Annotated in this window: 17 protein-coding genes; 9 read left to right on the top strand and 8 right to left on the bottom strand. The window is 61.6% G+C overall.

Annotated elements, in window-relative coordinates:
* Window positions 1-25: 25 nt before the first annotated feature.
* Together dut and coaBC are read right to left on the bottom strand one after the other, a co-directional pair.
* The gene (dut, locus tag M2397_RS19085) at window positions 26-481 is read right to left on the bottom strand and encodes a dUTP diphosphatase (protein ID WP_053127661.1); all 456 of its coding nucleotides are present in this window, start codon (window positions 479-481) and stop codon (window positions 26-28) included.
* A 5-nt stretch (window positions 482-486) separates the two neighbouring features.
* A complete protein-coding gene (gene coaBC / locus M2397_RS19080; protein WP_259244245.1) occupies window positions 487-1695 on the bottom strand; it encodes a bifunctional phosphopantothenoylcysteine decarboxylase/phosphopantothenate--cysteine ligase CoaBC in 1209 nt (402 codons plus the stop codon).
* Between the two features lie 143 nt (window positions 1696-1838).
* Here coaBC and radC point away from each other — a divergent pair, with 143 nt between their 5' ends.
* Window positions 1839-2513 carry a DNA repair protein RadC gene (radC, locus tag M2397_RS19075; RefSeq protein WP_131697643.1) on the top strand — a complete coding sequence of 225 codons (675 nt, stop codon included), beginning with the start codon at window positions 1839-1841 and terminating at the stop codon, window positions 2511-2513.
* Window positions 2514-2542: 29 nt separating this feature from the next.
* Here the strand turns inward: radC and M2397_RS19070 are convergent, their stop codons facing one another.
* The gene (locus tag M2397_RS19070; RefSeq protein WP_131697642.1) at window positions 2543-4135 is read right to left on the bottom strand and encodes an ABC transporter substrate-binding protein; all 1593 of its coding nucleotides are present in this window, start codon (window positions 4133-4135) and stop codon (window positions 2543-2545) included.
* A 458-nt stretch (window positions 4136-4593) separates the two neighbouring features.
* Between M2397_RS19070 and rpmB the strand changes: the two genes are divergently transcribed.
* Window positions 4594-4827: a 50S ribosomal protein L28 gene (gene rpmB, locus M2397_RS19065; protein WP_003176907.1), complete on the top strand. Its 234-nt coding sequence runs from the start codon at window positions 4594-4596 to the stop codon at window positions 4825-4827.
* Window positions 4828-4838: 11 nt separating this feature from the next.
* Window positions 4839-4994: a 50S ribosomal protein L33 gene (gene rpmG / locus M2397_RS19060; protein ID WP_003176906.1), complete on the top strand. Its 156-nt coding sequence runs from the start codon at window positions 4839-4841 to the stop codon at window positions 4992-4994.
* Window positions 4995-5063: 69 nt separating this feature from the next.
* Here rpmG and M2397_RS19055 read toward each other — a convergent pair whose 3' ends face one another.
* Window positions 5064-5426, bottom strand: a complete 363-nt coding sequence (locus tag M2397_RS19055) for a cupin domain-containing protein (protein ID WP_259244244.1) — start codon at window positions 5424-5426, stop codon at window positions 5064-5066.
* A 234-nt stretch (window positions 5427-5660) separates the two neighbouring features.
* Here M2397_RS19055 and M2397_RS19050 point away from each other — a divergent pair, with 234 nt between their 5' ends.
* Together M2397_RS19050 and M2397_RS19045 are read left to right on the top strand one after the other, a co-directional pair.
* Window positions 5661-7154: an aldehyde dehydrogenase gene (locus tag M2397_RS19050; protein ID WP_167655932.1), complete on the top strand. Its 1494-nt coding sequence runs from the start codon at window positions 5661-5663 to the stop codon at window positions 7152-7154.
* 148 nt (window positions 7155-7302) lie between these two features.
* Window positions 7303-8445 (top strand): MFS transporter, encoded by a 1143-nt coding sequence (locus tag M2397_RS19045; RefSeq protein ID WP_259244243.1) that lies wholly within the window; start codon window positions 7303-7305, stop codon window positions 8443-8445.
* Window positions 8446-8457: 12 nt separating this feature from the next.
* Here the strand turns inward: M2397_RS19045 and M2397_RS19040 are convergent, their stop codons facing one another.
* Both M2397_RS19040 and M2397_RS19035 read right to left on the bottom strand, forming a co-directional pair.
* A complete protein-coding gene (locus M2397_RS19040) occupies window positions 8458-10026 on the bottom strand; it encodes a phospholipase D family protein (protein ID WP_167655933.1) in 1569 nt (522 codons plus the stop codon).
* Window positions 10027-10088: 62 nt separating this feature from the next.
* A complete protein-coding gene (locus M2397_RS19035) occupies window positions 10089-11513 on the bottom strand; it encodes a PLP-dependent aminotransferase family protein (protein ID WP_167655934.1) in 1425 nt (474 codons plus the stop codon).
* 166 nt (window positions 11514-11679) lie between these two features.
* On the opposite strand from M2397_RS19035, the gene M2397_RS19030 reads away from it, so the two are divergent.
* On the top strand, window positions 11680-11904 hold the full coding sequence (locus tag M2397_RS19030; protein ID WP_131697743.1) for a DUF1127 domain-containing protein: 225 nt from the start codon (window positions 11680-11682) through the stop codon (window positions 11902-11904).
* On the opposite strand, the gene M2397_RS19025 is transcribed toward M2397_RS19030, so the two are convergent.
* A complete protein-coding gene (locus M2397_RS19025; RefSeq protein ID WP_131697636.1) occupies window positions 11905-13197 on the bottom strand; it encodes an FAD-binding oxidoreductase in 1293 nt (430 codons plus the stop codon). It lies immediately after the preceding gene.
* 115 nt (window positions 13198-13312) lie between these two features.
* On the opposite strand from M2397_RS19025, the gene M2397_RS19020 reads away from it, so the two are divergent.
* Window positions 13313-13666: a YkgJ family cysteine cluster protein gene (locus M2397_RS19020; RefSeq protein ID WP_003176897.1), complete on the top strand. Its 354-nt coding sequence runs from the start codon at window positions 13313-13315 to the stop codon at window positions 13664-13666.
* On the opposite strand, the gene M2397_RS19015 is transcribed toward M2397_RS19020, so the two are convergent.
* Entirely contained in the window at window positions 13663-14151 is a 489-nt protein-coding gene (locus tag M2397_RS19015) for an Lrp/AsnC ligand binding domain-containing protein (RefSeq protein WP_003206849.1), read from the bottom strand. The two genes, M2397_RS19020 and M2397_RS19015, sit on opposite strands and share 4 nt — an antisense overlap.
* A 156-nt stretch (window positions 14152-14307) precedes the next feature.
* On the opposite strand from M2397_RS19015, the gene dadA reads away from it, so the two are divergent.
* Together dadA and M2397_RS19005 are read left to right on the top strand one after the other, a co-directional pair.
* A complete protein-coding gene (dadA, locus tag M2397_RS19010) occupies window positions 14308-15609 on the top strand; it encodes a D-amino acid dehydrogenase (protein ID WP_131697635.1) in 1302 nt (433 codons plus the stop codon).
* Window positions 15581-15934 (top strand): RidA family protein, encoded by a 354-nt coding sequence (locus M2397_RS19005; RefSeq protein ID WP_017135862.1) that lies wholly within the window; start codon window positions 15581-15583, stop codon window positions 15932-15934. Before dadA ends, M2397_RS19005 begins: the two co-directional genes overlap by 29 nt.
* The last annotated feature ends 47 nt before the right edge of the window (window positions 15935-15981 follow it).

Raw genomic sequence — 15981 nt, 5'->3', positions numbered from 1 at the left:
AAGCGCCCGGCCAGGCTCAGCTTAGTCAGTGACTGCCGGAATGCCCAAAACCGCCTGCGCCGCGTTGGGTTTCGTCGAAATCCTGCACCAGTTCGAAGTGCGCCTGCACCACCGGCACCAGTACAAGCTGGGCAATGCGCTCGCCGACAACGATGTTGAACGCCGTCTGGCCACGGTTCCAGCACGACACCATCAACTCGCCTTGGTAGTCCGAATCGATCAGGCCCACCAGGTTGCCCAGCACGATGCCGTGTTTGTGGCCCAGGCCGGAGCGCGGCAGGATCAGCGCCGCCAGGCCTGGGTCGCCGACGTAGATCGACAGTCCGGTGGGGATCAGGAGGGTCTGGCCCGGTTCAAGGACGGTGTCTTGCTTGAGCATCGCACGCAGGTCCAGGCCGGCGGAGCCTGGGGTGGCGTAGGCCGGCAGCGGGAATTCGGTGCCGATGCGGGGGTCGAGGATCTTGGCTTGCAAAGCGTGCATGGAAATTAAACCTGGTTCAGCCGTTGGGCGATAAAAGAGATCAGTTGGCGGGCAATCTTGCCTTTGCTGGTCTGGGCGAAAAGAGTGGCGTGCAGCTCGCGGTCGATCACGCTGCAGGCGTTTTCCTCGCTGTTGAAGCCGATGCTCGGGTTGGCGACATCATTGGCAACGATCAGGTCGAGGTTTTTGTCTTTCAGTTTGCGTGCGGCGTAGTCCAGCAGGTGCTCGGTCTCGGCGGCAAAGCCGACACTGAACGGGCGGTCCGGACGCGTGGCGATGGTGGCCAGGATATCCGGGTTGCGCACCATTTGCAGGAGCAGGCCGTCACCGCTTGTGGGGTCTTTCTTGAGCTTTTGCGGGGCGACGACTTCCGGGCGGTAGTCTGCAACCGCTGCCGAAGCGATAAACAGGTCACAGGGGATGGCGGCCTCACAGGCGGCCAGCATGTCCCGAGCGCTGACTACGTCGATTCGCGTGACGCGATCGGGGGTCGGCAAGTGCACCGGACCGGTGATCAGGGTCACGCGTGCGCCTGCCTCGACCGCTGCTTCGGCCAAGGCAAAGCCCATTTTTCCTGAACTATGGTTGGTGATGTAGCGCACCGGGTCGATGTTTTCCTGGGTTGGGCCTGCCGTAATCAGCACGTGCCTGCCGGTCAGGGCCAGGTGCTGGAAGCACTCGGCGGCGCACAGTGCCAGGTCGGTGGCTTCGAGCATGCGGCCCATGCCGACGTCACCGCAGGCCTGGCTGCCGGAGGCCGGGCCGAACACCTTGAGGCCACGGCTTTGCAGGAGTTGGGTGTTGGCCTGGGTCGCAGGGTCACGCCACATGGCCTGGTTCATGGCCGGGGCGATGGCGACGGTGGCGTCGGTGGCCAGTACCAAGGTGGTCAGCAGGTCATCGGCAATGCCCTGCGCCAGGCGCGCGATCAGGTCGGCGGTGGCAGGAGCGATCAGCACCAGGTCGGCCCACTTGGCCAGTTCGATATGACCCATGGCGGCTTCGGCTGCCGGGTCCAGCAGGTCCAGGTGAACCGGGTGTCCGGACAAGGCCTGCATGGTCAGCGGGGTAATGAACTCACTGCCGCCGCGGGTCATGATCACGCGCACTTCGGCGCCCTGGTCGAGAAGCCTGCGGACCAGCTCTGCGCTCTTGTAGGCGGCAATGCCGCCGCCGACGCCGAGAACGATGCGTTTCCGATACAGACGCTGCATTGGTTTGCCTTTCCAGTTCAGTGAAGCCAGTTCAGTGACGCCTGCGATGCCCCCTCCCCAGGTGAAATCGCACGCAAAAAAGAGGGCCTACGATAACACAGCGTCCGCCCCGCAACAGCGGCGCACATGCACAGGGAGGTGGGATGAGTATTCGTGATTGGCCGGCGGCAGAGCGGCCGCGAGAGAAGCTTTTGGAGTGGGGCGCGGCGAGTCTGTCCGATGCTGAATTGCTGGCGATCTTCCTACGCACCGGGGTAACCGGCAGGAGCGCGGTGGACCTGGCGCGCCATCTGCTGGCGCAATTTGGCGGTTTGCGCCCGCTGCTGGAAGCCAGCCAGGCGCTTTTCAGCCAGCAATTGGGCTTGGGGCCGGCGAAGTTCGCGCAGTTGCAGGCGGTGCTGGAAATGTCCAGGCGCCATCTGGCCGAACGCCTGCGCAGCGATTCGGTGCTGGAAAACCCGGTGGCGGTGCGCGACTACCTCAAGGCGTTGTTGCGTCATGAGCCTCACGAGATCTTCGGCTGTCTGTTTCTTGATTCAAAGCACCGTGTGCTGGGGTTCGAGGCGTTGTCCGAAGGGACCATCGACACAGCCGTGGTCTACCCCCGGCAAGTGGTCAAGCGCGCCCTAGCCTATAACGCAGCGGCGTTGATTTTGTGTCACAACCATCCTTCAGGGATCGCGGAGCCCAGCGCGGCTGATCGAAAATTGACCAAGCTGCTGCAAAAGGCCCTGGAAGTGGTGGATGTGCGGGTACTGGATCACATCATCGTGGGGGACGGTGATCCGTTGTCGATGGCGGAGTATGGCTGGATGTAAGCCCGCCCCCTGGGGGGCGGGACTGGTTCTCAGGGCTTGACGCTGACCTTCGAGAAGTCCTGGCGCCCGAACGGGCTCACCTGATAGCCCTCGACGTTCTTGCGCGCCAGGGCGAACGCCGTCGGGTGCGCCAGCGGCAACCACAGCGCCTGCTGTTGGATCTGCGCCTGGGCCTGCTGATACAGCTTGCTGCGTACGCCTTGTTCGCTGGTGGTCTTGCCGGCGCTGATCAGCTTGTCCAGCGCCGGATCACAGTAGCGGGCGAAGTTGGTGCCGGATTTAACCGCCGCACAGGAAAACTGCGGGGTCAGGAAGTTATCCGGGTCGCCGTTGTCGCCGGCCCAGCCCATGAACAGCAGGTCGTGTTCACCCGCTTTCGCCCGGCGAATCAGCTCGCCCCATTCGATCACGCGGATCTCGGCCTGGATGCCAATCTTGGCCAGGTCCGCCTGCAGCAGTTGTGCGCCGAGGTTCGGGTTAGGGTTCAGCAGACTGCCGGTGGGGCGCGTCCAGAGGGTGGTCTTGAAGCCGTCCTTGAGGCCGGCGCGGTCCAGCAAGGCCTTGGCCTTGGCGAGGTCCTGTGGATAACCCGGCAAGTCCTTGGCGTAGCTCCAGGTATTGGGCGGGTAAGGGCCGTTGGCCGCTTCGGCGGTGCCTTCGAACACGGCCTTGAGGTAGCTGCCCTTGTCGAAGGCGAGGTTAATGGCCTGGCGCACCTCGGGCTTGTCCAGTGGAGGGTGCTGGCTGTTGATGGCCACGAATGCGGTCATGAATGCTGCGGTTTTTTCTACCTTGAGTGCGGGGTCCTTTTCAGCCTCGCCCACATCCAGGGGCTTGGGCGACAGGGCGATCTGGCATTCGTTGCGGTGCAGTTTCTGCAGGCGCACGTTCGCGTCCGGGGTAATGGCGAAGATCAAGTTATCCACAGCCGGTTTGCCGGCGAAGTAGTCCGGGTTGGCCTTGTAGCGCACCACGGCATCTTTCTGGAAACGGCTGAAGATGAACGGCCCGGTGCCGATCGGCTGGCTGTTGAGCTTCTCCGGCGTGCCGGCCTTGAGCAGTTTGTCGGCGTATTCCGCCGGGTAGATCGAGGCGAAGCCCATGCTCAGGGCCGCAAGGAAGGTGGAGTCGGCGTGATCGAGGGTAAAGCGCACGGTCAGCGGGTCGAGGGCATCGATCTTCTTGACCAGTATTGGCAATTGCAGGGACTGGGCGTGGGGGAAGCCGCTCTGAGCGATCTTGTGCCAAGGGTTGGCCGGGTCGAGCATGCGTTCAAAGCTGAAGCGCACGTCTTCGGCGGTCAGGGTGCGGCTTGGGGTGAAATACTCGGTGCGATGGAATTTCACGTCCGGGTGCAGTTTGAAGGTATAGGTCAGGCCATCCGGCGAGACGTCCCAACTGTCCGCCAGGCTTGGCACCAGTTTGCCGCTGGCCGCGTCGTAGTCCACCAGGCGGTTCATCAGCACGTCTGCCGAGGCGTTGGTGGTGGTCAGCGAGTTGTATTGCACCACATCGAACCCTTCGGGGCTGGCCTCGGTGCAGACGCTCAAGTTGCTGGCGGCAGAGGCCAGCGGCGCGATAAATAGAGGGGCTAGCAATAGCGGTAGGGCAGCGAGGCGCATGTTCGGTTTCCTTTGCAGATCGAAGGCCCATCTGCGAGTGCAGTCTGGAAAAGTCCTACCGTAGTGGTCTGATTGATAAATGACTAGCCCATTTTTGCCTGTGCTTTTGCCCTAAATGCTGTTTTGATGGTGCCTCAGCGCGTTTCGCCGTGCGCTTAACTGCGTGCGCGAGCGCTGTAAATCAATCTGTGCGACGAGCGGTCGGCTGTTACAGCGGCCCCTCCTGGCAACGGTTCGGACGTCTGTCGCCGAGATTTACGCCGGTAAAAATACACGGGCTGTTGTTGCACATGGGTCTTTCTGGTATAAAGCAGCGCTCTTTTCTAGGGGCCCGGTTCCTTCGCTTGTAGGTGTAGCCGGTAAGACCCTAAAGAAACGCGGCGCCTGGCGCCAAATGACTGAGAGATTAAGCGGCCAACCCATGCCGGGTTGGGCATGTGGTTTTAGAGGGCTGAGGCATGTCGAGAGTCTGTCAAGTTACCGGTAAGGGTCCGGTGACTGGGAATAACATTTCCCACGCAAATAACAAAACCCGTCGTCGTTTCCTGCCGAACCTGCAGCATCACCGCTTCTGGGTTGAAGAAGAGAAACGTTTTGTTCGCCTGCGTGTATCTGCCAAAGGCATGCGTATTATCGACAAGCGTGGCATCACTGTCGTGCTGGCCGAAATCCGCGCCGCTGGCAAGATCTAAGGAGCTCTATCATGCGTGAATTGATTCGAATGATCTCTAGCGCCGGTACTGGTCACTTCTACACTACCGACAAGAACAAGCGTACTACCCCGGACAAGCTCGAAAAGAAAATGTTCGACCCGCGCGTTCGCAAGCACGTGATCTACAAAGAAGGCAAAATCAAGTAATTGATTTTCCTCCTTGTGAAAAAGCCCGTATCTCACGATACGGGCTTTTTTTTGCGCCGGATTTACTGATCAGGCTTTCTGCTCGAACACCACGTAGATCTTACGGCACGGCTCCAGCACTTCCCAGGTGCCGTTGAAGCCGGCGGGGATTACAAAACGGTCGCCAGCACGCAAGGTCTTCGCATTGCCCTCGGTGTCGCGCAATACAGAGACGCCCTGCACGATCTCGCAATACTCATGCTCGGTATAGTTGACCTTCCATTGCCCAACTTCACCTTCCCAGACCCCGGCGTTCATCTGGCCGCACGGGCTGTTGTAATGGTTGTACACCGTTTGTTCGGGATCGCCCTTGAGGATTTTTTCGGCGGCAGGGCGGTAGCGGTCTGGGGCGGTGTTGGCTTGGCTGAAGTCGACGATGTCCTGGATGCTCATGTGCGTGTCCCGTCTGGCCTGGGGTTGGAGAGCCCAAAGTCTATGTTTATTAAAATGAACATCGCAAGGGCGTTTACCGGCGTTATGTCAAATATATTGAAACATCCCCGGCCGCTGGTTTAGGGTGGCAGCTGCCTTTGAGCCGAACAGCTGGCTGGCTGGCGGGCAAGCATTCTTTGAGGCTGCCGGGGGACATCGCCTGGCCCTTATATTCAATAAGAGGAGGACACTCGCATGACCACCCTGACCCGTGCCGACTGGGAACAACGTGCCAAGGATCTGAAAATCGAAGGCCGCGCCTACATCAATGGCGAATACACCGCTGCTGTTTCCGGTGACACCTTCGAATGCATCAGCCCGGTCGATGGTCGCCTGCTGGCCAGCGTGGCCAGTTGTGACGCCGCCGATGCCCAGCGCGCCGTAGAAAACGCCCGCGCCACCTTCAATTCCGGTGTGTGGTCGCGCCTGGCGCCGGCCAAACGCAAAGCCACCATGATCCGTTTCGCCGCGCTGCTCAAGGCCAATGCCGAAGAGCTGGCGCTGCTCGAAACCCTGGACATGGGCAAGCCGATCAGCGATTCCCTGAACATTGACGTACCCGGCGCGGCAAATGCCCTGAGCTGGAGCGGTGAGGCAATCGACAAGATCTACGACGAAGTCGCTGCCACCCCGCATGATCAGTTGGGTCTGGTGACCCGCGAGCCGGTCGGCGTTGTGGGGGCCATCGTGCCGTGGAACTTCCCGCTGATGATGGCCTGCTGGAAGCTCGGCCCGGCGCTGTCCACCGGTAACTCGGTGATCCTCAAACCGTCCGAAAAATCCCCACTCACCGCCATTCGCATCGCGGCCCTGGCTGTTGAGGCCGGTATTCCGAAAGGCGTGTTCAACGTGCTGCCGGGCTACGGCCACACCGTCGGCAATGCGCTGGCGCTGCACATGGACGTCGACACACTGGTGTTCACCGGTTCGACCAAGATCGCCAAGCAACTGTTGATCCGCTCCGGCGAATCGAACATGAAGCGCGTCTGGCTGGAAGCCGGCGGCAAGAGCCCAAACATCGTGTTCGCCGATGCTCCGAACCTGCAGGCTGCCGCCAAATCCGCTGCCAGCGCCATCGCCTTCAACCAGGGCGAAGTCTGCACGGCCGGCTCGCGCCTGCTGGTGGAGCGTTCGATCAAGGACACCTTCCTGCCGCTGGTGATTGAGGCCCTCAAAGGCTGGAAACCCGGCAACCCGCTGGATCCGGCGACCACCGTTGGTGCGCTGGTGGACACCCAGCAGATGAACACCGTGCTCTCGTATATCGAAGCGGGGCACGCCGACGGCGCCAAGTTGGTGGCGGGTGGCAAGCGCATCCTGGAAGAGACGGGCGGCACCTACGTCGAGCCGACGATTTTCGACGGTGTGACCAACGCCATGAGAATCGCCCAGGAAGAGATCTTCGGCCCGGTGCTGTCGGTGATCACCTTTGACGGTGCCGAAGAAGCGATCAAGATCGCCAACGACACCCAATACGGCCTCGCCGCTGCGGTGTGGACATCGGACATTTCCAAGGCGCACCTCACCGCCAAGGCCCTGCGCGCCGGTAGCGTGTGGGTCAACCAATACGATGGCGGCGACATGACCGCACCGTTTGGCGGCTTCAAGCAGTCGGGTAATGGTCGCGACAAGTCGCTGCATGCGTTCGACAAGTACACCGAGCTGAAGGCGACCTGGATCAAGCTGTAAGCAACACCGCAGGCAAATGTGGGAGGGGGCTTGCCCCCGATAGCAGTGTGTCAGGCACTAACAGTGCTCAATGATCCACCGCAATCGGGAGCAAGCCCCCTCCCACACTGTTTTGTGTGAACCCATGATTATCCACAGGAGCGTGGCAATGCGTTGGGCGACCTATTTCGCCGTCCTGGCCTCGGTGCTCAGTGTCGGCCTGGCCCTGGGTGTCAGCATGCCTCTGGTCTCCCTGCGCCTTGAGGGCTGGGGCTACGGCAGTTTCGCTATTGGCGTAATGGCCGCCATGCCGGCCTTTGGCGTATTGCTTGGCGCCAAGGTCTCCAGCCGCCTGGCCGCCTGGCTCGGCACCGCGAACCTCATGCGTCTGTGCCTTTGGGCCGGTGCGGTGTCCATCGGTTTGCTGGCCATTCTGCCCAGCTACCCGATATGGCTGGTGCTGCGCCTGATGATCGGGGTGATCCTGACCATCGTGTTTATCCTTGGTGAAAGCTGGATCAACCAGTTGGTGGTGGAGCAGTGGCGTGGCCGGCTGGTGGCGCTGTATGGCTGCAGTTATGCCTTGAGCCAGCTCTCGGGGCCGTTGCTGCTGGGCGTGATCGGTACCGGCCATGACTATGGTTTCTGGGTCGGCGTTGGCCTGCTGGTGGTGGCTCCGCTGGCATTGCTGGGTCGCTCCGGTGCGCCCAGTGCCGAATCGTTCAGCGTGACCTTCGCGGATTTGTGGCGCTTCTGCCTGAGCCTGCCGGCGATTGCCTGGGCGGTGGCGCTGTTCGCCGCGTTTGAGGCGATGATCCTGACGCTGCTGCCGGTGTATTGCCTGCAACAGGGGTTCACTGCCGAAATTGCCTTGGCGATGGTCAGCACGGTGGTGGTCGGTGACGCCCTGCTGCAACTGCCCATCGGTGCGCTGGCGGATTATCTGTCACGACGCACGCTGTTTTTGAGTTGCGCACTGCTGTTGCTGGCATCGAGCCTGGCGATTCCATTGCTGATGCACACGCTGCTCATCTGGCCACTATGGGTGCTGTTCGGCGCCAGTGCTGGCGGGTTGTTCACGTTGTCGCTGATTCTGATCGGCGAGCGTTATCGTGACGATGCGCTGGTGCGTGCCAATGCCCACATCGCGCAGTTATGGGGAATCGGCTGCCTGATCGGTCCGCTGGTGGCCGGCGCCGGCAGCCAATGGATCAGCGGGCACGCGCTGCCGTTGCTGATGGCGGTCGGGGCCTTGGGTTTGGTGGTGCTGTTGCTGCGCCAAGGTGCATTTGGTGCCGCTCAGCCGGCTTGATCCTCGCTGTTCCTAGAGCATGCGCTCCAGGCCGACCGAGGTGGCGAACCAGGCATTGAACCGCCGCCACCAACTGCCCGGCTCACGGGTTAGGGTATGCAGTTGGCCGTTGTCCTCGGTCACCCACACCACGTTGTCGTCCTGCAACTTCGCCTCGTAGCTCAAGGCCGGCGCCATGCCTTGCAGCGCCAGGTTGCGCACGTGTTCCGCCAGCTCCGGGCTGTCCACCAGCACGCCGACTTCGGTGTTCCACAGCACGGAGCGAGGGTCGAAATTGAAAGAGCCCACAAACGACTTCGTCCGATCAAAGATCATCGCCTTGCTGTGCAGGCTCGAGTCCGAGCCACGGAACGTGCCGCGACGAAACAGGTGCGGCCCGCTGCCTGCGCTCGGATCGCCCGGTTGGCGGCGCAATTCGTAGAGTTTCACGCCGTGCTCCAGCAACGCCTTGCGGTACGGTGCATAGCCGCCATGTACCGCCGGAACGTCGGTAGCCTCAAGGGAGTTGGTCAACAAGCTTACCGACACACCCGCATCGGCGCGGCCGGTGAGGTACACCAGCCCAGGTTGCCCTGGCACAAAGTACGCCGAGATCATGATCAGCTCATGGTTGACGCCTTCCAGCTCCGGGGCCAGTTGGGTGGTCAGCAGCAGGTGCGGGTCCGGGTCGGCCTTGGACAGGACCTTGCTCGGCGCGTCCCACAGTGCCTGGTTCCAGGCCCAGATCAGTTCGCGGCGCCAGGTGTCCATGCGTGGCTGGGTCTGGTAGGTGCGCAAGCGTGCATACAGCGCGTGCTTCTGCTGGCGCGACTCGGCCAGCGATGCTTCCAGGCCCAGGCGCGCGGCGGCCAGGTCACCTTTGGAGGGCATATTGGAGACAAAGTCATCAATGGGTTTGCTCAGGGCGCTGTTCCAGTACTGATCGAAACTGTGCCCGAGTTGTTCTGCCACCGGCCCGACGCTGAGCATGTCGATATCGGTGAAGTTCAGGTTGGGCTCGGCGTCGAAATACTCATCCCCCAGGTTGCGCCCGCCGACGATGGCCACGCTGTTGTCCGCCAGCCACAGCTTGTTGTGCATGCGCCGGTGTTGCAGCGACAGATTGAAAAGACGGCCCATTGACCGTGTCACACCGGTGCTGCGCCCCAGATGCAGAGGGTTGAACAGGCGAATCTCGATCTTGGGGTGGGCGGCGAGGGTGGCGATGATCTGGTCAAGGCCGTCGCTGGTGGTGTCGTCCAGCAGGATGCGCACGCGCACGCCTCGGTCGGCGGCCTTGAGCAGTTCATCCACCAGCATCCGTGTGCTGATGCCGTCGTGCACGATGTAGTACTGCAGGTCGAGGCTGGTCTGGGCGTTGCGGATCAACTCGGCGCGGGCCATAAAGGCTTCGCTGCTGTTGGGTAGCAGGCGAAAGCCCGAGCGTCCTTGATACGGCGCGGCCTGGGCCTGGATCGAGCGGCCGAACGACGACTGGGCGGCCGGCAGGGCATCGCTGGATATGCGCGGCGTACTCACCGTGGCGCAGCCGCTCAAGGCCAGGGCTCCCAACAGGAAAAACGGTAAAAGCCGTCGAATCATCAAGGGAGTCGCTTCCAGGTCAGGGCGGTAGTCGACATATGACGGCGTTTTCTCGCGAAAGGTCAGTCCACCACTTCGGCCAGCATCTTGATCGCGGCAGCACCGACTTTGCGCACGGCCTCTTCAATCTGGGCGGTTGGCTTGGCAGCGTAGTTCATGCGCAGGCAGTTACGGTACTTGCCCGACGCGGAAAAGATGCTTCCCACCGCCACCTGTACGCCTTGTTCCACCAGCACGCGGTTGAGCTTGAGGGTGTCGAAACCTTCCGGCAGTTCTATCCACAGCATGAAGCTGCCTTGTGGGCGGCTGGCGCGTGTGCCGGCAGGGAAGTAGCGGTTGACCCAGTCGAGCATCACGTCGCGATTACGCTGGTATTGTGTGCGCATCCGTCGCAAATGGGGTTCGAAATGGCCCCCTTTGAGAAACTCGGCAATGGCGATCTGCGGCTGCGTGGCGGTGGAGCCGGTGCTGATGTACTTCATGTGCAGTACCCGCTCCAGGTACCGGCCGGGCGCGACCCAGCCAATGCGCAGGCCCGGCGCCAGGGTCTTGGAGAATGAGCTGCACAACAGCACGCGACCGTCTTCGTCAAAGGATTTGATGGTGCGCGGGCGCGGGTAGCTGTAGGCCAGTTCGCCATACACATCGTCTTCGATGATCGCTACGTCAAAGCGCTGGGCCAGGGTCAGCAACGCGCGTTTGCGCGCTTCCGGCATGATGTAGCCCAGCGGGTTATTGCAGTTGGGGGTCAACTGGATGACCTTGATCGGCCACTGTTCCAGCGCCAGTTCCAAGGCTTCGAGGCTGATGCCGGTGATCGGGTCGGTGGGGATTTCCAAGGCTTTCATGCCCAGGCCCTTGAGGGTCTGCATGGCGCCGTGGAAGCTGGGCGAGTCCACCGCGACGATATCGCCAGGCTCGCAGATGGCGTGGATGCTGGCGGATAGCGCCTCGTGACAGCCGGTGGTAATCACGATGTCCTCGGCAGTCAGCTGGCAGCCGGAATCCAGTGACAGTCGGGCGATTTGCTCGCGCAGTTCCATACAGCCGAGAATATTGTCGTAATACAGCCCCGGCAGATCCTGGCGCCGGCTGACGCGAGCCAGGCTGCGCAGCAAGGGCTTGAGGGTGGGTGACAATACATCCGGCATGCCGCGACCCAGCTGTATGACATCCTTGCGCGGAACGGCGCGAATCAGTTCCAGCACCAGGTCCCACTGTGAGATTTCCACCGGGCGCTGGGCCGGGCGGCCGACCTCGGGCAGCGCCGGCAACTCCCGGCCCACCGGTACAAAGTACCCAGACTTGGGCTTGGGCATCGCCAGGCCATTGTCTTCCAGCAACCGATAAGCCTGCTGCACGGTGCTCAGGCTGACCCCGTGCTCGACGCTCAAGGCGCGTACGGACGGCAGTCGATCACCGGGGCGATAGAACCCCTGTTCGATGCGCGTGCCCAGCAATTCGGCGAGGTTGACGTAAAGCGTCATGGCGGTCGCTCCCGGGGGACCAGTACAGATAAGGGGAAAATACAGGATTCAGCCGCGTACAGGCAGTGTCTGTATGGATTTAATAAAGGTGGGTTGAATCTGTAATGGTTTTGCCTGCTCGCCCATTCTAGTCACTCATGGCAACAAGCAAATGAGGGGCAGCAAAATGAACGGCATGAGCGATGTGCGGCTGATGTTACACAGTCAGGAATTGCAGGCTGGGCAAGAGCGGGCGACGTCGCCGCGCGAGATCAGCCGCTGGGGTCTGTTCTGGCACCGCCGCCATACGCGCAAGGCCTTGCTGCACTTGAGCCGCGAGCAATTGCGCGATGTCGGGTTGACCCCAGAGCAAGCCCGCCAGGAAGGCCTGAAGCCTTTCTGGCGTGATTGATCAGACCAGCTCTTTGAGGCGGTGCCAGAGCATTCCCAAGGCCAGCAGCGGCGAGCGCAGGTGCTTGCCGCCGGGGAAGGTGATGTGCGGCACCTGGGCGAACAGGTCGAAACGTCCCTGCTGCTGGCCACTGATGGCTTCGGCCAGCAGCTTGCCCGCCAGGTGCGTGGCGTTGAGGCCATGGCCTGCGTAGGCCTGGGCGTAATACACGTTGGGCTGGTCCGCCAAGCGGCCGATTTGCGGCAGGCGGTTGGCGCCGATGCCGATCATGCCGCCCCATTGGTAGTCGATGTTCACGTCGGCCAGCTGTGGGAACACCTGCAGCATCTTTGGCCGCATGTAGGCGCCGATGTCCTTGGGGTCGCGTCCGGAGTAGTGGCAGGCGCCGCCGAATAACAGACGGCGGTCGGCGGACAGGCGGAAGTAATCCACCGTCACGCGCTGGTCACACACCGCCATGTTCTGCGGCAGCAGGTTGGCGGCTTGTGCTTCGCTCAACGGTTCGGTGGCGATGATGTAGCTGCCGGCGGGCAGCACCTTGCCGCTCAATTGCGGGTTCAGCCCATTCAGGTAGGCATTGCAGGCCAGCACCAGGGTCTTGGCGCGCACAGTGCCTTGGGTGGTGTGCACCTTGACCTCGGGGCCGTAGTCGATACGCGTGACTTCCGACTGTTCGAACAACTGCACACCCCATTGCTGCGCGGCGGCGGCTTCGCCGAGAGCCAGGTTCAACGGGTGCAGGTGGCCGGAACCCATGTCGATCATGCCACCCATATAGCGGTCGGAGCCGATGACGCTGCCCATGTCGCTCGCTTGTAACAGACGTACTTCGTGGCGATAGCCCAGGCTGCGCAGTTCTTCGGCGTCTTCGGCCAGGCCTTGCAGGTCGCGAGGCTTGTTGGCCAGGTCGCAGTAGCCCCAGGTCAGGTCGCAGGGGATCTGGTAGCGTTCGACGCGTTCACGCACGATTTCCACGGCCTCCAGACCCATGAGCTTCATCTGGCGCACGCCATCGGTGCCGATCACGTTGGTGAACTGCTCCAGGCCATGACCGACACCGCGAATCAACTGGCCGCCATTGCGCCCGCTGGCGCCCCAGGCGATCTTGCGCGCCTCCAGCAGCGCCACGCTGAAGCCGCGCTCCGCCAGCTCCAGGGCCGTGTTGAGCCCGGAGAAACCGCCGCCGATCACGCACACATCGGCGCTCACTTCGCCCGTCAACGCTGGGTAATCGGGTTGCGGTACGCTGCTGGCGGCGTAGTAGGAAGCGGTGTGCCGGGCGCTGGCAGTCATGGGGAGCATCCCTGTTTGGAAAATTTGACGCAGGATACAGCGGTCGGACGAAGCTGTCTGCGCAGGGCGTTTTGCTTCAGAATCCACCTCTATTCGCCGTTCGGTACGTGTTTCGATGAGTTGCAATAGTCAGAAAATCAGCGCGCTGCGCCGTCAGATTCCTTCGTTCGAGTGCGTCCCCGGCTGCCACGACTGCTGTGGGCCGGTCACCACTTCGCCGGAGGAAATGTCGCGCCTGCCGCGCAAGACCGCTGCCGAGCAGGACGCGGCGATGGATGAACTGAACTGCGTGCACCTGGGGCCCAACGGCTGCACCGTGTATGACGAACGGCCGCTGATCTGTCGGCTGTTCGGTACCACGAAGACCTTGCCATGCCCCAATGGGCGCGGGCCCGTAGAGCTGATTCACCCTCGGGTGGAGAAGCAGATCCATGAGTACATGGCGAGTACCCGGCAGGTGCTGGTTTAATCAGGAATAGGCAGGTTAAGGCTCTCTTTCACCTCTTCCATCACGATGTAGCTCTTCGATTCCCGCACATGGGGCAACTTGAGCAGGATGTCGCCGAGTAATTTGCGGTACGAGGCCATCTCGGAAATGCGCGCTTTCACCAGGTAGTCGAAGTCACCCGAGACCAGGTGGCACTCCAGCACATGGGGCAGTTTCAGCACGGCGCGGCGGAACTCTTCAAAGGTGTCACCGGATTTGTAATCGAGGCTGATCTCGACAAATACCAGCAAACTCCCCTTCAAATGCTGCGGATTGAGCCGCGCGTTATAACCCATGATGATCCCCTCGCGCTCCAGCCGCCGCACCCGCTCGGTGCACGGCGTGGTGGACAGCCCGACCTTTTCCCCCAGTTCCGTGAACGAAATTCGCCCGTCGGCTTGCAGGATGCGCAGGATGTTGCGGTCGATCTTGTCCAGCTCCCGCTTGGTCTGGGTGTTGGTACGCATAGGGGATACGCCTCTGTGAAAAGGGTTATTGCCGAGAATTGTCGCCAAATATAGGCATTTATATAGTGAAATGCACTGGCGATTGCTTTTTATACTGCGCCCATCATTGCTCGAATAACACACGTCAGCGGCCAAGCCCGCGATGAGGATATAAAAATGCGCGTTCTGGTCTTGGGTAGCGGCGTCATTGGTGTGACCAGTGCCTACTATTTGGCGCGGGCCGGCTTTGAAGTCGTCGTAGTCGACCGTCAGCCCGCCGCTGCCATGGAAACCAGTTTCGCCAACGCCGGCCAGGTGTCCCCAGGCTACGCTTCGCCATGGGCCGCGCCGGGCGTGCCGCTCAAGGCCATCAAGTGGTTGTTGCAACGCCACGCGCCGCTGGCGATCAAGGCCACCGCCGATATCGACCAATACCTGTGGATGGCGCAGATGCTGCGCAACTGTACCGCCAGCCGTTATGCGGTGAACAAAGAGCGCATGGTCCGCCTGTCCGAGTACAGTCGTGACTGCCTCGACGAACTGCGTGCGGAAACCGGTATTGGGTACGAAGGCCGCAGCCTGGGGACTACGCAGCTGTTCCGCACCCAGGCCCAGCTTGATGGCGCCGCTAAAGACATTGCCGTTTTGAAAGAGTCCGGCGTGCCGTTCGAACTGCTCGATCGCGCCGGTATCGCCCGCGTTGAGCCTGCCCTGGCCAGCGTCACCGATATCCTTGCCGGTGCTTTACGTCTGCCGAATGACCAGACCGGCGATTGCCAGATGTTCACCACCCGCCTGGCAGAAATGTGCAAGCAACTGGGCGTGGAATTCCGCTTCGAACAGGATATCCAGCGCCTCGACTACGCGGGCGAGCGCGTCAACGGTGTGTGGATCGACGGCAAGCTGGAAACCGCCGACCGCTACGTACTGGCCCTCGGCAGTTATTCGCCGAAGCTGCTCAAGCCGCTGGGGATCAAGGCGCCGGTGTACCCGCTCAAGGGTTACTCGCTGACGGTGCCCATCACCAATCCGGCAATGGCCCCGACCTCGACCATTCTGGATGAGACCTACAAGGTCGCGATCACCCGTTTCGACAACCGCATCCGCGTCGGCGGCATGGCCGAAATAGCCGGTTTTGACCTGTCGCTTAACCCGCGGCGACGTGAAACCCTGGAGATGATCGTCAACGACCTTTATCCTCAGGGCGGCGATCTGACCGAAGCCACTTTCTGGACCGGCCTGCGCCCGACCACACCCGACGGCACGCCGATTGTCGGTGCCACGCCGTTCAAGAATCTGTTCCTGAATACTGGTCACGGCACCCTCGGCTGGACCATGGCGTGTGGCTCTGGTCGCTTGCTGGCCGACCTGATGGCGAAGAAAACGCCGCAGATCAGCGCCGAAGGCCTCGATATTTCCCGTTATGGCAACCACCAGGAGTCCGCAAAGCATGTCAATCCAGCGCCAGCTCACCAATGAGCGCATGAGCCAGATCGTTGTTCACAGCGGTACCGTGTATCTGGCCGGGCAAGTCGGTGACGACATGAACGCCGGGATCGAACAGCAGACCCGTGAAACCCTGGCCAATATCGAGCGTTTGCTGGACCTGGCCGGCACCGACAAAACCAAGCTGCTGTCGGTGACGATCTACCTGAAGGACATCGACGCCGACTTCGCGGGTATGAATGCGGTGTGGGACAAGTGGCTGCCCAAAGGTGTCGCCCCGGCCCGCGCCACGGTTGAGGCCAAGCTGTGCGAACCGGAAATTCTGGTAGAGCTGTCCGTCGTGGCCGCGCTGCCTTAAACAACGATCCCTCTTCCGGTGCTGAGGTTGTTGATCGGTGCCGGTTT

The sequence above is a fragment of the Pseudomonas sp. BIGb0381 genome, assembly GCF_024809815.1.
Taxonomy (GTDB): Bacteria; Pseudomonadota; Gammaproteobacteria; order Pseudomonadales; family Pseudomonadaceae; genus Aquipseudomonas.
Note: the sequence above shows the minus strand (reverse complement) of the source record. Positions and strands in the feature narration are given on the sequence as shown.

Bases quoted from the DNA above. Each gene is read 5' to 3' on its own strand.
- M2397_RS19030 (WP_131697743.1), top strand. From the start codon at position 11,680: ATGAACGGCATGAGCGATGTGCGGCTGATGTTACACAGTCAGGAATTG.
- radC (WP_131697643.1), top strand. From the start codon at position 1,839: ATGAGTATTCGTGATTGGCCGGCGGCAGAGCGGCCGCGAGAGAAGCTT.
- M2397_RS19025 (WP_131697636.1), bottom strand. From the start codon at position 13,197: ATGACTGCCAGCGCCCGGCACACCGCTTCCTACTACGCCGCCAGCAGC.
- M2397_RS19015 (WP_003206849.1), bottom strand. From the start codon at position 14,151: ATGCGTACCAACACCCAGACCAAGCGGGAGCTGGACAAGATCGACCGC.
- M2397_RS19040 (WP_167655933.1), bottom strand. From the start codon at position 10,026: ATGATTCGACGGCTTTTACCGTTTTTCCTGTTGGGAGCCCTGGCCTTG.
- dut (WP_053127661.1), bottom strand. From the start codon at position 481: ATGCACGCTTTGCAAGCCAAGATCCTCGACCCCCGCATCGGCACCGAA.
- rpmB (WP_003176907.1), top strand. From the start codon at position 4,594: ATGTCGAGAGTCTGTCAAGTTACCGGTAAGGGTCCGGTGACTGGGAAT.
- dadA (WP_131697635.1), top strand. From the start codon at position 14,308: ATGCGCGTTCTGGTCTTGGGTAGCGGCGTCATTGGTGTGACCAGTGCC.
- M2397_RS19005 (WP_017135862.1), top strand. From the start codon at position 15,581: ATGTCAATCCAGCGCCAGCTCACCAATGAGCGCATGAGCCAGATCGTT.
- rpmG (WP_003176906.1), top strand. From the start codon at position 4,839: ATGCGTGAATTGATTCGAATGATCTCTAGCGCCGGTACTGGTCACTTC.
- coaBC (WP_259244245.1), bottom strand. From the start codon at position 1,695: ATGCAGCGTCTGTATCGGAAACGCATCGTTCTCGGCGTCGGCGGCGGC.
- M2397_RS19050 (WP_167655932.1), top strand. From the start codon at position 5,661: ATGACCACCCTGACCCGTGCCGACTGGGAACAACGTGCCAAGGATCTG.
- M2397_RS19055 (WP_259244244.1), bottom strand. From the start codon at position 5,426: ATGAGCATCCAGGACATCGTCGACTTCAGCCAAGCCAACACCGCCCCA.
- M2397_RS19070 (WP_131697642.1), bottom strand. From the start codon at position 4,135: ATGCGCCTCGCTGCCCTACCGCTATTGCTAGCCCCTCTATTTATCGCG.
- M2397_RS19020 (WP_003176897.1), top strand. From the start codon at position 13,313: ATGAGTTGCAATAGTCAGAAAATCAGCGCGCTGCGCCGTCAGATTCCT.
- M2397_RS19035 (WP_167655934.1), bottom strand. From the start codon at position 11,513: ATGACGCTTTACGTCAACCTCGCCGAATTGCTGGGCACGCGCATCGAA.
- M2397_RS19045 (WP_259244243.1), top strand. From the start codon at position 7,303: ATGCGTTGGGCGACCTATTTCGCCGTCCTGGCCTCGGTGCTCAGTGTC.